Source organism: Paracoccus ravus, assembly GCF_004522175.1.
Taxonomy (GTDB): domain Bacteria; phylum Pseudomonadota; class Alphaproteobacteria; order Rhodobacterales; family Rhodobacteraceae; genus Paracoccus; species Paracoccus ravus.
In genome coordinates this window covers 35,700-50,282 of the sequence record NZ_SDEB01000027.1, presented here as the reverse complement: position 1 = coordinate 50,282, position 14,583 = coordinate 35,700, and the positions used below count along the sequence as shown (strand labels likewise).

11 protein-coding genes are annotated in these 14,583 nt (G+C 63.2%); 3 read left to right on the top strand and 8 right to left on the bottom strand.

From position 1 onward, the window contains the following. Window positions 1-583: 583 nt before the first annotated feature. The 7 genes from ESZ60_RS17225 to thrS all read right to left on the bottom strand — a co-directional run bounded on the left by ESZ60_RS17225 (window position 584) and on the right by thrS (window position 8,883). On the bottom strand, window positions 584-853 hold the full coding sequence (locus ESZ60_RS17225) for a hypothetical protein (RefSeq protein WP_134681954.1): 270 nt from the start codon (window positions 851-853) through the stop codon (window positions 584-586). A gap of 289 nt (window positions 854-1,142) precedes the next feature. After that, window positions 1,143-1,610 (bottom strand): hypothetical protein, encoded by a 468-nt coding sequence (locus tag ESZ60_RS17220; RefSeq protein WP_134681953.1) that lies wholly within the window; start codon window positions 1,608-1,610, stop codon window positions 1,143-1,145. A gap of 286 nt (window positions 1,611-1,896) precedes the next feature. Then, the gene (locus ESZ60_RS17215; RefSeq protein ID WP_134681952.1) at window positions 1,897-4,161 is read right to left on the bottom strand and encodes an adenosylcobalamin-dependent ribonucleoside-diphosphate reductase; all 2,265 of its coding nucleotides are present in this window, start codon (window positions 4,159-4,161) and stop codon (window positions 1,897-1,899) included. A gap of 99 nt (window positions 4,162-4,260) precedes the next feature. Further along, window positions 4,261-4,902, bottom strand: coding sequence for a DsbA family oxidoreductase (locus ESZ60_RS17210; protein WP_134681951.1), 642 nt, complete (start codon window positions 4,900-4,902; stop codon window positions 4,261-4,263). After that, window positions 4,899-6,365, bottom strand: a complete 1,467-nt coding sequence (locus ESZ60_RS17205; RefSeq protein ID WP_134681950.1) for a class I adenylate-forming enzyme family protein — start codon at window positions 6,363-6,365, stop codon at window positions 4,899-4,901. The genes ESZ60_RS17210 and ESZ60_RS17205 overlap by 4 nt, the downstream gene beginning before the upstream one ends. Window positions 6,366-6,506: 141 nt before the next feature. Next, window positions 6,507-6,713, bottom strand: a complete 207-nt coding sequence (locus ESZ60_RS17200; RefSeq protein ID WP_011747293.1) for a cold-shock protein — start codon at window positions 6,711-6,713, stop codon at window positions 6,507-6,509. Window positions 6,714-6,936: 223 nt separating this feature from the next. Continuing rightward, window positions 6,937-8,883: a threonine--tRNA ligase gene (thrS, locus tag ESZ60_RS17195; RefSeq protein ID WP_134681949.1), complete on the bottom strand. Its 1,947-nt coding sequence runs from the start codon at window positions 8,881-8,883 to the stop codon at window positions 6,937-6,939. A 130-nt stretch (window positions 8,884-9,013) separates the two neighbouring features. Between thrS and ESZ60_RS17190 the strand changes: the two genes are divergently transcribed. Continuing rightward, window positions 9,014-9,754, top strand: a complete 741-nt coding sequence (locus ESZ60_RS17190) for an alpha/beta fold hydrolase (RefSeq protein WP_134681948.1) — start codon at window positions 9,014-9,016, stop codon at window positions 9,752-9,754. 558 nt (window positions 9,755-10,312) lie between these two features. On the opposite strand, the gene phaZ is transcribed toward ESZ60_RS17190, so the two are convergent. Beyond that, complete coding sequence (gene phaZ / locus ESZ60_RS17185) at window positions 10,313-11,638, bottom strand: polyhydroxyalkanoate depolymerase (protein WP_167620207.1); 1,326 nt, start codon at window positions 11,636-11,638, stop codon at window positions 10,313-10,315. A gap of 120 nt (window positions 11,639-11,758) precedes the next feature. Here phaZ and phaC point away from each other — a divergent pair, with 120 nt between their 5' ends. Both phaC and ESZ60_RS17175 read left to right on the top strand, forming a co-directional pair. After that, on the top strand, window positions 11,759-13,972 hold the full coding sequence (gene phaC / locus ESZ60_RS17180) for a class I poly(R)-hydroxyalkanoic acid synthase (protein ID WP_425331327.1): 2,214 nt from the start codon (window positions 11,759-11,761) through the stop codon (window positions 13,970-13,972). 119 nt (window positions 13,973-14,091) lie between these two features. Next, window positions 14,092-14,550, top strand: coding sequence for a phasin family protein (locus tag ESZ60_RS17175; protein WP_134681946.1), 459 nt, complete (start codon window positions 14,092-14,094; stop codon window positions 14,548-14,550). Window positions 14,551-14,583: the final 33 nt, after the last annotated feature.

Below are 14,583 nucleotides of genomic sequence, written 5' to 3'. Positions count from 1 at the left end.
TGGCTATGGACTTACAACAACGAGCGCCCCAACATGGGCATCGGCGGCATCACACCCGCCCAGAAACTGAAAATGGCTGCCTGAGGTCTACTTCTGCGCCCCGTTAAAACGGGGAGGATTACCGCTCCTTCGCGTCAGACTGCGGCGCGGTATCGCTACTTCTGAAACGCATCCAGGGCGGGTCTGGCCGGGAGCGGAGATGGGCTGTCGAATAGTGCGCTGTTCCACAGGCGCCTTGGCGTTGCAACCTCGCAGGCCATGCCCTGACGCTGCCCTGTCCGATCCGGCGCAATGGGAATCGCGCGCCTTCCGGCGGATCGGATCTCTAAAATCTTAGCTTTTTCCCCCGGGCGAGTTTCTTCGTCCTGACGAAAATAGCCAATCTTCATTTCGAAAGGCAAAGCACCACACCTTCGAGCGGTGGAGTCAAAGCGCAATCGTCGAAGGAGACGGGCCGGATGCGTATCCCTGCCTCTCGCCCTCTACCCCGCAAAGTCGGCGGCGCGCGGGGCGAGAGGGCGAGAGGGCGAGAGGGCGAGAGGGCAGAAAGACAGACAGATAGACCAACGAAAGAGAACCGAACTCAGAAATCACGCTGCTTGACCGCCGTCACGATCGACGGGGCATTCGAAGGAGATACGCCATGTTCAATCGCAACTGGAAAAGCCTTTGCATCGACGCGCAGCTTGAGGCCGTCCGCACCCATTTCGATGACCACCGCGTTGCGATGATGAATGCCTCGGGCCTGATCGGCGGCGAGCTGGCGCGTCGGCGCGTGCTCCGCCTCGTGACCGAACTGCGCGAGGCAAACCGTCTGACGCGGCATGCCAAGGCGGAGCTTTTGGCGCTGCACCGCCTTCTCACCTTCGACCCGCTAGGTCTGGAGCCGGAGGTGTGGGACGACTGCCTGATGCTCGACCCGGGCAGTCGCGAAGTCGAAGAAATCTGCCTGCTTGCAGACCGGCTGAGGGACCTTCTCGAAGCGCTGGCCAGGATGGAGGACGACCGCGCCGCGGACGCGCAGGCGGTTCCACTTACGGGCGCGGCATCACCCACACAGCGTCGCCGCCCGAGTGGGCGGCGGCTTGAAGGTCGGGCGCCCCCCCTGGCCAGAACAGGGGAAAGATCCCATGAGACAAGCTTCAACTCCACTCGACATCTGTGCCGATCTTCTGCTTGCGGCGAAGGGAGTCGCCGACGATCTTGCGTCGCAACCCGAGCTTTGGCCTGAAAATGATCTCCGGCAGCTCCGTGCGGCGGCTCAGGCGCTGATCGAGGGACCTCCTCTCGGAGATGGCTTTGCAGCCAATCTCGCGACGATGCAGCGCCTTCTCGAGGTCGCGGTCGATGAAGAGACCACCGGCTGCAGCAGCTATTGCGACGGGCGCTTCGATTCCGAGCTCGGCCAGCTTGGCGATATTGTCGAGCTGCGCCATCTCACGCCGCGCGGTGAAGCACTCGCCCCTTTGCTCGGAAGAAGCCGTCGGATGAGCCACCTGCGGGACATTCTCTGGGCGCGTATAATGGCAGAGCGACATGTCGCACAGGCGCTGCGGGCTTAAGGCCCAACATATACGCTTGATCGCGGTCGTCAGGGCCGGATCGGGCATCTTGTGCCATCAAGAAGGCCGCGGATTGCTCCGCGGCCTTTTTTGCTTTCTGGGATGCGCTTGCTGATTTGCGTGCTGCCGGTGTTCAGTCGGAGGCAGCCCGCTGCAACTTCCACCACAATCCCGTTTGCTGTCCGTGTGAAGGTGAGCCCGCCTGCGGGCCAGAAATGCGATTTCGTCGAAACCCGAGGGCCCTCGTGCGATGGTCACGAATTGGTTGGAGAATGGCGGAAAAATCGCAGAAATGGCGTTGTTTTGCCTGTCGCCACAGCCGCCCCCAACGCTCTCAGCCGCATTTCGAATGGCCGCAAGAGGGGCAGGTCATGCATCCCTCGATCATACGCATTCCGAATTGCCCGCAAGAGGGGCAGGCTGGGCCGCGCGGACGCTCGCCCACCGCCATGACCTCGGCCTTGGGATCGGATTTCAGGCCCATGCCCTCGCCCGCAATGAAACCCGTGGCGATCATATGGCGCTCGATCACGCCGCCGATCGCGGCGAGGATCGAGGGCACATAGCGCCCCTCCATCCATGCACCGCCGCGCGGATCGAAAACGGCCTTGAGTTCCTCGACCACGAAGGAGACATCTCCGCCGCGCCGGAACACCGCCGAGATCATCCGGGTCAGCGCCACGGTCCAAGCGTAATGCTCCATGTTCTTCGAGTTGATGAAGACCTCGAAGGGGCGGCGATGGCCGGCCTGCACGATGTCGTTGATGGTGATGTAGATGGCGTGCTCGCTGCCGGGGAATTTCAGCTTATAGGTCGCGCCCTCCAGCGCCGCCGGGCGGTCCAGCGGCTCGGTCAGATAGACGACATCCGCGCCGGTATCGGCCTCGGGGGCGGCCTCGGTCTTTTCGCTGACCGACAGGACCGAGCCGGTCACGTCATTCGGGCGATAGGTGGTGCAGCCCTTGCAGCCCTGATCCCAGGCGGCCAGATAGACGTCCTTGAAATCCTCGAAGGAAATATCCTCCGGGCAGTTGATCGTCTTCGAGATCGAGCTGTCCACCCATTCCTGCGCCGCCGCCTGCATGGCGACGTGATCGAGCGGCGCAAGTGTCTGGGCGTTCACGAAGTAATCGGGCAGGGGCGCGTCGCCCTTGAGGTCGCGCCACATCTGGACGGCGTAATCGACGACCTCTTCCTCGGTTCGGCTGCCATCCTTCTGCAGCACCTTGCGGGTATAGGCATAGGCGAAGACCGGCTCGATCCCCGAGCTGACATTGCCGGCGTAAAGCGAGATCGTCCCGGTCGGCGCGATCGAGGTCAGCAGCGCATTGCGGATGCCATGCTCGCGGATCGCGTCGCGGACATCCTCATCCATCCGCGACATGAAGCCCGATTTCAGGTAGGGCTCGGCGTCGAACAGCGGGAAGGCACCCTTTTCCTTGGCGAGATCCGCCGAGGCGAGATAGGCCGAGCGGGCGATGGCCTTCATCCAGGCGCGGGTCTGCTCGACCGCATCCGGCGCGCCGTAGCGCAGGCCCAGCATCAGCAGCGCATCGGCAAGCCCGGTGACGCCAAGGCCGATGCGGCGCTTGGCCTGGGCCTCGGCCAATTGCTGCGGCAGCGGGAATTTCGAGGCATCGACCACGTTATCCATCATCCGGATCGCGGTGCGCACCAATTCGTCCAGCCGTTCGGGGTTCAGCTTGGCCTTGGCGGTGAAGGGATCATCGACCAGCCGCGCGAGGTTCACCGAACCCAGCAGGCAGGCGCCATAGGGCGGCAATGGCTGCTCGCCGCAGGGATTGGTCGCCGAGATATTCTCGACATAGTTCAGGTTATTGGCCTGATTGATCCGGTCGATGAAGATCACGCCCGGCTCGGCATAGTCATAGGTCGCGCGCATGATCCGGTTCCACAGATCGCGGGCCTGCACGGTATGGAAGACCTTGCCCTCGAATTGCAGGTCCCACGGCCCGTCATCCTTGACCGCCTGCATGAAGGCATCAGTGACCAGCACCGAAAGGTTGAACATGCGCAGCCGGGCGCTGTCCTGCTTTGCGGCGATGAAGGCCTCGATATCGGGATGGTCGCAGCGCATCGTCGCCATCATCGCGCCGCGGCGAGAGCCTGCCGACATGATGGTGCGGCACATCGCGTCCCAGACATCCATGAAAGAAAGCGGCCCCGAGGCATCGGCGGCGACGCCCTTCACCTCGGCCCCGCGCGGGCGGATGGTCGAGAAATCATAGCCGATGCCGCCGCCCTGCTGCATGGTCAGCGCGGCTTCTTTCAGCATCTCGAAAATGCCCGCCATGCTGTCGGGGATCGTGCCCATGACGAAGCAATTGAAGAGCGTCACATCGCGACCCGTGCCCGCACCCGCAAGGATGCGCCCGGCGGGCAGGAATTTGAAATCCTCAAGCGCCGCATAGAAGCGATCTTCCCATGCGGCGGGGTCTTTCTCGACGCGGGCGAGATCGCGCGCGACACGCCGCCAGCTATCCTCGACAGAAAGGTCCAGAGCCTGTCCTTCGGCCTCCTTGAGCCGGTATTTCATGTCCCAGATCTGTTCTGCGATTGGGGCGGCGAAGCGGGTCATTGGCGATTCCTCCGGCTCTGGAATTGGGAGGATAGCAGATAATCCCCCCGCGCCGATGTCGTAACCCCGAAGCCGCCCGCTTTGCCGCGACAAAAAGACCTAGGCCGCCCCGGTCAGCTCGTCGATGACGTTTTGCCACAAGGCGGCGGGCTGCGCGCCCGAGACGACATGGGTATCGGCGACGATGAAAGTCGGGACGGAACTGATGCCGCGCTGTCGCGCATGGATCTCGCGCGAGGCGATTTCATCGCGATCCTCGGTCGTCGCCAGCAGGCGGCGGATCATCGTGCCGTCCATGCCCGCGCTTTCGCCAATCGCGACCAGCACATCGGGGTTGGAAATATTCTTGCCCTCGCGCCAATGTGCCCGCATCAGCCCCGACATGACCGGAGTCTGCGCGCCCTCAAGCCCCGCCCAATAAAGCAGGCGATGGGCGTTCAGCGTGTTCGGCACCCGCTCGATCAGCGAGGGGTTGATCCAGAGCCCCAACCGTTCCGAGGCCTCCATCACCGGCTTCATCGCAGCGAGGATGCCTTTCTCGTCGGTGAATTTCATTTTCATGTAAGCCACATAATCCATCCCGGCCTGCGGCAATTGCGGGTCAAGCCGATAGGGCTGCCAAGTGATTGCAAAGGGATGGTTCGGGCGGCTTTCGAGGGCGCGGTCAAGCTCGGCCTTGCCGATCAGGCACCAAGGGCAGACCGGGTCGGCGAAAATATCAAGGCGGATTTGAGCGGTCATGGGCGGTCCTTGCGGTAGGTTTCGCGCAGGGCGCGGCGGTTGATCTTGCCCGTCGCGGTGCGGGGCAGCGTTTCAAGGCGGATGTATTCGCGCGGTTGCTTGTGGTGTGCAAGCCCCGCCTCGGCATGGGCGCGCAGCGTCTCGGGTGCGGCGGCTCCGGTCCAGAAGGCGGCAATGATGCTGCGGCCTCCGTCCAGGGACAATTCGGTCACGGCGACCTCGCCGAGTTCGGGGAGGGTTGCGAGCCAATCCTCGACCTCGCCGGGCGAGAGGCGGATGCCGCCGGCGTTCATCATATCGTCATTGCGGCCCAGAAGTTCAAACGCGCCATCTTCGCGGCTCCGGGCCAGATCGCCGGTCAGGAACCAGTCGCCTTTATGGCACGCGGCGGTTTCCTCGGGCTGGTCGAGATAGCCCAGAAACAGGCCCGGATCGCTGCGATGAATGGCGATGGTGCCTGCCTCGCCGGGGGCGACCTGCGCGCCCTGATCGTCCAGCAATGCGACGCGGCGACCGGGCTGGGGATAGCCAACCGTGCGTTCGGGGGCGGGGCGGTTAGGGCTGCCTGACAGGAAGGTCGAGCATTCCGACATGCCCATGGCCTCATGCAGTTCGGTGCCCGTGCGCGCGCGCCAAGCCGCCCGCAATTGCGGGTCGAGGCGTTCACCTGCCGTCAAGCCGTGGCGCAAAGCGGTCCAAGGCTGCCAATTCGCCCGCAGCATCCGGCGATAGATCGCGGGTGCTGCGCCAAGGATCGTCGCCCCATGGCGCGATGCGATCAGGGGGATCTGTTCCGGCGTGATACCGGGCGCGGGGATCAGTGCGGTCGCGCCCATGGTCCAAGGGTCAAGAAGCCCTGTCCCCAAGGTGAAGGTCCAGTTGAATGCCCCGGCATGCAGCAGGCGGTCCTGTGCCGTAAGGCCGTACCACCCCTGGAACATCAACTGCCGAGCAAGGATCGTGCGATGGGCATGACAGACCGCGCGCGGCGCGCCGGATGTCCCCGAGGTCAGCACGATATAGGCTAGCCGCTCGGGATCACCTTGGGCGAATGTGGCGGCGGGCAGCGCGTCGAAACCGGCAAGCGCGCGGGCGTTCAGGACCGGGGCGGGATGATCGGGCAAAGCGATGCCCTCATCCGCGACAATCAGCCTGGGCCGGATGGTCGCAGCAATGGCGGTGATCTCGGGCGCGGTCAGCGCCGCCGAGGTCAGGACCGGCACGATCCCCGCAGTGATCGCGGCGAGGAAAGTCACCGGAAAGGCCGCGCTGTTTCCCAGCCGCATCAGCAGCCGGTCTCCGGGCTCTAGACCTGCGCCCAGAAGCCCGGTGGCGGTCCCCAAGACGGCTTGCCGCAGCCGCGCATGGGACCAGCGATCGGCGCGGCTCAACCCGATGATCGACATGGCAAGACGATCCGGAGCGTTCAGCCCTGCCGCCAATACATGTTCAGCCAGATTCATGCTGCCACCCTTCTTGCCTAGAAGCGCGAGATAGGGCCAATGGGCCGGAGCGAAAAGAGGGGGTGAAGCTGCACGGGGGCTGCGGAACGGAAAAGGCCCGCGAAATCGCGGGCCGTGAGAAAGCGCCGTCGGGCAGATAGCTCAGAGAAGCTTCAGATCCGAGGCCGAGCTGCGGCCGTCGCGGCCCGATTGCAGCTCATAGGCGATTTTCTGGTTGTCGTTCAGGCCGGTCAGGCCAGCACGCTCGACGGCCGAAATATGGACGAAAACGTCCTTGCCGCCATCATCGGGTGCGATGAAGCCATAGCCTTTGGTGGCGTTGAACCATTTAACGGTGCCGGTAGCCATAATACCGTCTCTCCTTCAAATCATCCCGGTGCGATATTGCCCCGGGCCGTGCAGCCCTTTCTCGTCCATTCCGGCTGCCCGTAAGGTAGGGAGGCGGTAGAAAGTCATGCTCACGCGTTCGAGAGGATGAACGATTCGTTAAAAAAGGCAAGGAAGAAAGCACCGAACGCGAAAGGCGCGTTCGGTGTCATGGGCGAATTATCGCTGATCGTCGCCACCAATTTCAGCGCATGTCAGGCGGGGTTGCTTCCGAGCAGAGCAACTGCACCGCGTCCTCCAATTTCAGCGCTTCGCTGCCCTGCTTGTCAAGCCGCCTGACAGAAACGCTGCGTTCCTCGACTTCCTTCATGCCGATCGCCATGATGACCGGCACTTTGCCAACCGAATGTTCGCGCACCTTGTAATTGATTTTTTCATTGCGCGTATCGGCTTCTGCCCGCAGGCCCGCCTTGCGGAGCGTTTGCACGACCTCGTTCACATATGCGTCAGCGCCCGAGACGATCGAGGCGACCACGATCTGGCGCGGGGCGAGCCACAGCGGCATCTTGCCAGCGTAGTTCTCGATGAGGATGCCGATGAAACGCTCGAAGCTGCCCAGCACGGCGCGGTGCAGCATGACCGGCATGCGCTTGTGGCCGTCCTCGGCGACGAATTCCGCGCCCAGACGGTCGGGCAAGTTGAAGTCGCACTGGAACGTGCCGCATTGCCATTCGCGGCCGATCGCGTCGGTCAGCTTGAAGTCAAGCTTCGGGCCGTAAAAGGCGCCGTCGCCCGGATTGACCTCGTAGGGCAGGCCAAGATGCTCGATGGCACCGGCAAGCGCGGCCTCGGCCTTGTCCCAGATCTCGTCGGAGCCGACGCGGATATCGGGGCGGGTCGAGAGCTTGATGTCGAATTTCTCGAAGCCGAGATCCTTGTAGACCGAGGACAAGAGTTCGATGAAGCCCGCGCATTCCGCCTGGATCTGGTCCTCGGTGCAGAAGATATGCGCGTCATCCTGCACGAAGCCGCGCACGCGCATCAGCCCGTGCATCGAGCCCGAGGATTCATAGCGGTGGCAGGAGCCGAATTCCGCGAGGCGCAGCGGCAGATCGCGATAGGATTTCAGGCCTTGGTTATAGACCTGGACGTGGCAGGGGCAGTTCATCGGCTTGAGCGCGTTGATGCGCTTTTCCTTCGCGCCTTCCTCGTCCACTTCGACGATGAACATGTTCTCGCGATAGGCTTCCCAATGGCCCGACTTCTCCCACAGGATGCGGTCGACGACTTGGGGCGTCTTGATTTCCTTGTAATCTGCGCGGATCAGGCGGCGGCGCATATAGGCTTCAAGCTCGCGATAGATCGACCAGCCATTCGGGTGCCAGAAGACCATGCCCGGCGCTTCTTCCTGGAAGTGGAAGAGTTCCATTTCCTTGCCCAGCTTGCGGTGGTCGCGCTTGGCGGCCTCTTCCAGCATGGTCATATGGGCTTTCAGGTCGTCGCGATTGCGGAAGGCGACACCATAGATGCGTTGCAGCATCGGACGCGAGGCATCGCCCAGCCAATAAGCGCCAGCCACATGGGTCAGCTTGAAGGCATCGGCGGGGACCTGCCCGGTATTTTGCAGATGCGGGCCACGGCAGAGATCCTGCCAATCGCCGTGCCAATACATCCGCAGATCCTCGCCCTCGGGGATGCGGTTGATCAACTCGACCTTGAAGGGCTCGTTCTGCGCCTCGTAATGGGCGATCGCGCGGGCGCGGTCCCAGACCTCGGTGCGGACCGGCTCGCGGGCGGCGATGATCTGCTTCATCTTGGCTTCGATCTGACCAAGATCTTCGGGGGTAAAGGGCTCGGCGCGGTCGAAATCGTAGAACCAGCCCTGATCGCGGACCGGGCCGATGGTGACTTTGACGTCGGGCCAGATCTCTTGCACGGCGCGGGCCATGATATGGGCCAGATCGTGTCGGATCAGTTCCAGCGCGGGCGCGCTGTCCTTCATCGTGTTGATTGCAATCTTGCCGGAATTCTGGATCGGCCAAGCCAAGTCGATATGCGCGCCGTCAAGGCTGGCCGAAATCGCGTTCTTGGCAAGGCTGGGGGCGATGGAGGCTGCGACCTCGGCGGCGGTGATGCCTGCGGGATAGTCGCGCGAATTGCCATCGGGGAAAGTAAGCGAGATCTGGGACATGTCGGTCCTCCTCGTCGGTTTGGCGCCCACGGAACGCCCGGTTGCGGGTTATGTCGGGCGGGTTTGGACGGATTGAGGCGGCTTGTCAATGCGGCTAGGGAGGTGGGGAAGGCTGAGCAAGGGCAGGGACATGACCGATTTTCTCGAAACGCCGCAGGGTCGGCGCATTGCCTATAACCGGATCGCGGGGCAGGGGCCGGGCGTGGTGTTTCTGGGCGGCTTCCGCTCGGACATGCAGGGCACCAAGGCAATCTGGCTGGAGGAATGGGCGCGGGCGCGGGGACAGGCCTTTCTGCGGTTCGACTATTCCGGCCATGGCCAATCCGATGGCCGCTTTGAGGAGGGTTGCATTGGCGACTGGTTCGCGGATGCGCTTGCCGCGATCGAGGCCCTGACCGAGGGGCCGCAGATCCTCGTCGGATCCAGCATGGGCGGCTGGATCAGCCTGCTCATCGCGCGCCATGCGCCCGAGCGGATCGCCGGGCTGGTGACCATCGCCGCCGCGCCGGATTTCACCGAGCAGGGCTTCTGGGCGGAATTCGGCCCGGTAGAGCGCGAGGCTTTGATACGCGAAGGGCATGTCGCGATCCCCAGCGATTATGGCGACCCCTATGTCATCACCCGCCGGCTGATCGAGGATGGGCGCAATCATCTGGTCTTGCAATCGCCGCTGGAGCTGCCTTTCCCGGTGCGATTTCTGCAGGGCACGGCGGATCTGGATGTCCCCGTGGCCTGGGCGCTGGGCTTGCTCGATCACGCGAGCGGGATGGACCTGCGGCTGACGCTGGTCAAAGCGGCGGATCACCGCTTCTCCTCGCCGGAATGTCTGGCGCTTGTCGGCACGGCAGTCTCGGAACTCTTGCCGCGCTAGGGCCCTTGGGCGGACAGGGTTCCTGTCGCGGCTGATCTCTGTTTCAGGTTGAGGGCCGCCGCTAAGAGCGCGGGATGGCCTTCGGCATGGTCAGGTTCATTCATCGCGCCCGACCTATTCGCGCGGGGCGAAGGGCCGCTGGCTATCCATGTTGGTGGATCGGGCCGTCATCAATCGGTCGCGCTTGCAGCGCGTCGGACCGGTCAGGTCTTTCCGAATACCTCTTTGGCCGGGTTGGCATCATTCATGTCGTTTGATCCCGCCCAAGCTCGTTTCGCGCTTCAGGCGATAGCCGTAGGGGACATCCTTTGCATCCCCCTCGGCCAGAGCAAGTGCGTTGGCGGGCGTGACGCCGCTGCCGGGCATCTTGCCCCTCCGATGGGTGGCCGCATCGGCGTCAAAAGGCGCGTCGCTCCGACCGGCCTCGTGGCCCGGCATCCGCAGCGGAGGGGCTGCCGCCACACGTTACGGAAGACGACATGGCAATGACGCCGCCAACTGGCATCTCGTTGCAAGCAACATAGCCGGAGGGTGACTGCCCACAGAGCCCGGACCAGTTCAGACCGCGATCATGCCATCGGCGTCATTGCTCGAGCCGCGTCCGCAATCGACCGGCGTCGTGCTGCGGCGTCGCCGGGCGGGCGCCGTCGGGGTGGCAAGCTGCTCGTCGATGAAGTCGAGAACCAGAGGCCGGATGTTCAGCCGCCAGCTTTTCCCGGCAAAGATTCCGTAATGGCCCGCGCCGGGTTCAAGATGCTCCTGCTTGCGCGCCTCGGGAACGCCCGAGCAGAGTTTCAGGGCCGCGACGCACTGACCGGGCGCGGAAATGTCATCATTGGCACCCTCGACCGTCATGATGGCGACATCGCGGATCTTGGTCAGATCGACGGGCTTGCCCTTGACCGTGAATCGGTTCTGCGCAATCTCGAGACCCTTGAAGATGCGCTCGACCGTCGAGAGGTAGAATTCCGCGGTCATGTCCATCACCGCCAGATATTCATCGTAAAACGTATTGTGCTTATCGCCCTCGGAGGCTTCGCCGCGGGCTTCGGCATAGATCTTGTTCACGAAGGCATTGGCATGGGTGTCGGCGTTCATCGCAATGAACGAGGCAAGCTGGGCGAGGCCGGGATAGACCATCCGGCCCGCGCCGCGATATTTGAAGCCGACCTGCTGGATCAGCAGAAAATCCAGCTCGCCCATGGTCATGCGATTGCCGAAATCGGTCACCTCGGTCGCGGCGGCATCGGGGTCGATCGGCCCGCCGATCAGGATCAGCGAGCGGGGCTGCGCGGCCGGCTCTTCGGCGGCCAGAATCGCGGTCGCGGCCAGCGCAAGCGGCGCAGGCTGGCAGACGGCGATGACATTCGTGTCCGGACCGAGATGGCGGATGAAATCGACGAGATACTGGGTGTAATCCTCGATATCGAAACTGCCGGCGCTGACGGGGATATGGCGGGCATTGTGCCAATCCGTCACATAGACTTCGCAATCGGGCAGCAGTGATGTGACCGTGGTACGAAGAAGGGTGGCGTAATGGCCGGACATGGGGGCGACCAGCAGAACCTTGCGGGGCATCGGCTCGCGCCGCGCGACACGGAAATGCACCAGATCGCCAAAGGGGCGCGTCAGTTCGTGTTCGACATAGACGATGTGATCCTGCCCGTCCTCGGAGACGATCGGTGGAATGTTCCAGTCCGGCTTGATGACCATGCGCGAGAAGCTGCGTTCGGTGACGCGCCCCCAGGCGGCCATCAGCTTGAACATGGGATGGGGAATGAGCGCGAAGGCGGGACTAGAGCCGATCGCCCGCGCCGTGGCGCCAAGCCACTCATTGGTGTTTCGGATTGTCTCCATCGCATCATAGGAAACAATGCCCTTCACGCCTTTATATGCCGCCATCCAAGAAACCCGCCTGTTTTGGTGTCGTGCCGGTCAGGACTCGCCTTTACCTGCGTTTCCGGACAGGCATAATGATTTGACGGTCAGGGAGGATTGTCAATTATGACGAGTAAAGACGGCAAACGCGGCAGCAAAACGCAAAAAAAGGATGCAGCGGAGGCCGGCGACCGTCAGCAGCAGGCCGAGATGCCCGTTCTGCCCGAGGCCGACGAAACCGTGACCCCTCGGCGCAGGATCAAGGCCAAGGCGGACCTTGCCGCGCAGGACAAAGAGGTCGAGACGGCTCCGGTCGGCGCCGCTTCAAAGGCCAGTGGCCCGAAGCCGGCGAAGCGCCAAACGGCGACGCGCGCGCGCAGTGCGCCGCGGGCCGACACGCGCACATCGACCCATCGCAAGACCGCAAAGGCGCGCGCGGCCGGGCCCGAGCCCGACGCCGAACCGCCGGTCGAAACCGCCAACGAAATCGCGCCCGGCTCGCCCCCCGCAGCGCCCGGCACGCCTGCGTCGGCCGCGTCTGCGGCTCCGAGCAGCGCGGCATTCATGGAGGCGGCCTTTGGCCCTAGCAGCCGCCTGCCGGAACAGTTGCTGGGCAATATTGAACGGATCGAGACGCTGACCCAGCGCCTGGTCGCCGCACTGGCCGCGCGCGAGGTCAAGGACCCCGGCGTAGAGGGGCCGGGACCCGACCTTTATGCGACGGCCGCCACGGCCTGGATGAAGCTGATGACCCGTCAGCCCGAGCGGGTGATCGGCCAACAGGTCAGCTATTGGGGCGATACATTGCGCCACTTCGCCGAGGCGCAGGCCGCGCTTGCCCGAGGCAAATTTCGCGCGCCGCCCGACGCACACCCCGGGGACCGGCGCTTTTCCAACCCATTGTGGGAAAGCCATCCGTTCTTCAATTTCGTCAAGCGACAATACCAGATCAACGCCGATGCGCTGCGACAGGCAGCCGCCGATCTGACCATTGATGACCGCATCGACCGCAGGCGGATCGATTGGTTCACCCGGCAGATCATCGACATGATGTCTCCGACGAATTTCCTGGCGACCAATCCGGACGCATTGGAAAAGGCCGTCGAAACCGAAGGCGAAAGCCTGGTCCGTGGCCTCGAGAACTTGGTCCGCGATGTCGAGCAGCATGGCGGCGAGATGATCGTCTCGCTTGCCGACCGCAATGCGTTCCGGGTCGGCGAGGATATTGCCGCGACGCCAGGGGCGGTCGTCGCGCGCTCGGATCTGTATGAGCTGGTGCAATACAGCCCCCTGACAGAACAGGTCCACGCGCTGCCGATCGTGATTTTTCCACCTTGGATCAATAAGTTCTATATTCTCGACCTGAAACCGCAGAACAGTCTGATCCGCTGGCTCGTGGAGCAGGGCCATAGCGTCTTTGTGGTCTCATGGAAGAATCCCGACGCCTCTTACGCCCAGAAGGGGATGGAGGACTATGTCTCTGCCTATCTTGAGGTGATGGACCATGTCCTGCGGCAGACCGGCCAGAAGAAACTGAATGTCGTCGGTTATTGCATCGCCGGGACGACCCTGGCCCTGACGCTGGCCTTGCTGAAGAGACGCGGTGACGCGCGTGTGAATTCCGCGACCTTCTTCACCACCCTGACGGATTTCTCGGATCAGGGCGAGTTCACGGCCTTTCTGCAAGAGGATTTCGTTTCGGGAATCGAGGCCGAGCTTGACCGCACAGGCGTGTTGAGCGCGCAGTTGATGACACGGACCTTCAGCTTCCTGCGGGCGAATGACCTGATTTGGGCTCCGGCAATCCGCAGCTACATGCTGGGCGAAGCACCTCCGGCTTTCGATCTGCTGTTCTGGAACGGCGACGGAACCAACCTGCCCGGACGGATGGCGCGGCAATACCTGCGGAGCCTGTGCCAGCGCAACGCCTTTGCCAGCGAGGGTTACGACCTCTTCGGCCAAACGCTTCATCTGCGCGATGTGGATGTGCCGCTTTGCGCGATCGCATGTGAGAGTGACCATATCGCGCCCGCCGCGGACAGCTGGCGCGGGATCGAGATGATGGCCTCGCCCGACAAGACTTTCATCCTTGCCGAATCCGGGCATATCGCCGGCATCATCAGCCCCCCCAACAAGAATAAATATGGGCATTTCACCTCGCCCCAAGGCGTGTCCGGCCCGTTCGAGGCCTGGCGCAGCGGCGCGAGTTTCCAGCCGGGCAGCTGGTGGCCTAGATGGGCCGAGTGGCTGGCGCAGCGTTCCGGGCCGATGGTCGCGGCGCGTGATCCGGGCGACGGACTTGCGCCTGCGCCCGGAACCTATGTGCATGAGCGCGCATGAGCCAGTTTTCGCTGCGGCGCAGCAAAAACTCTTGAATTGCTGCAGTGCAGCATGTATCTTTGGAACCAGCAAACTTCACCGGCGCTTTCGGTTCCCGCGCCTTCTCAGGAGACGGATACATGGCCAAGACCCCTGACTTCACCAAGACGATGCAAGAAATGATGGCGAAATTCCCCGTGGATACCTCGTCGCTGCAGGATGCCTTCAAATCCCAGACCGCTCTGGGCGAAAAGATGGCCAAGGTCGCATTGGCCGCTGCCGAACGCTCGACCGAGATTTCGGCACAATGGGCCAAGGACACCATCGCCCGCATGGGCGAGCTGACCAGCTCCAAGGAAGAACCCGCGGAATATGCCAAGGCAATGAGCGACTTCGCCTCGGCTGCGGCCGAGGTTGCGGCCGAGCATATGGCCGCCTTTGCCGAAGTCGCGAAAAAGGTCCAGATGGACACTGTCGACCTGATGCTGACCGCGGGTAAGGACATGACCGCCGAGACCCAGAAAGTGGCCGAGCAGGCCAGCCGCGAAACGCAGGCCGCCGTGAAACGCGCGACGGCCGGGGTCGCTTCCAAGGTCTGATCCCGACCATATTTGCTTGATGCAGGGGGCGGC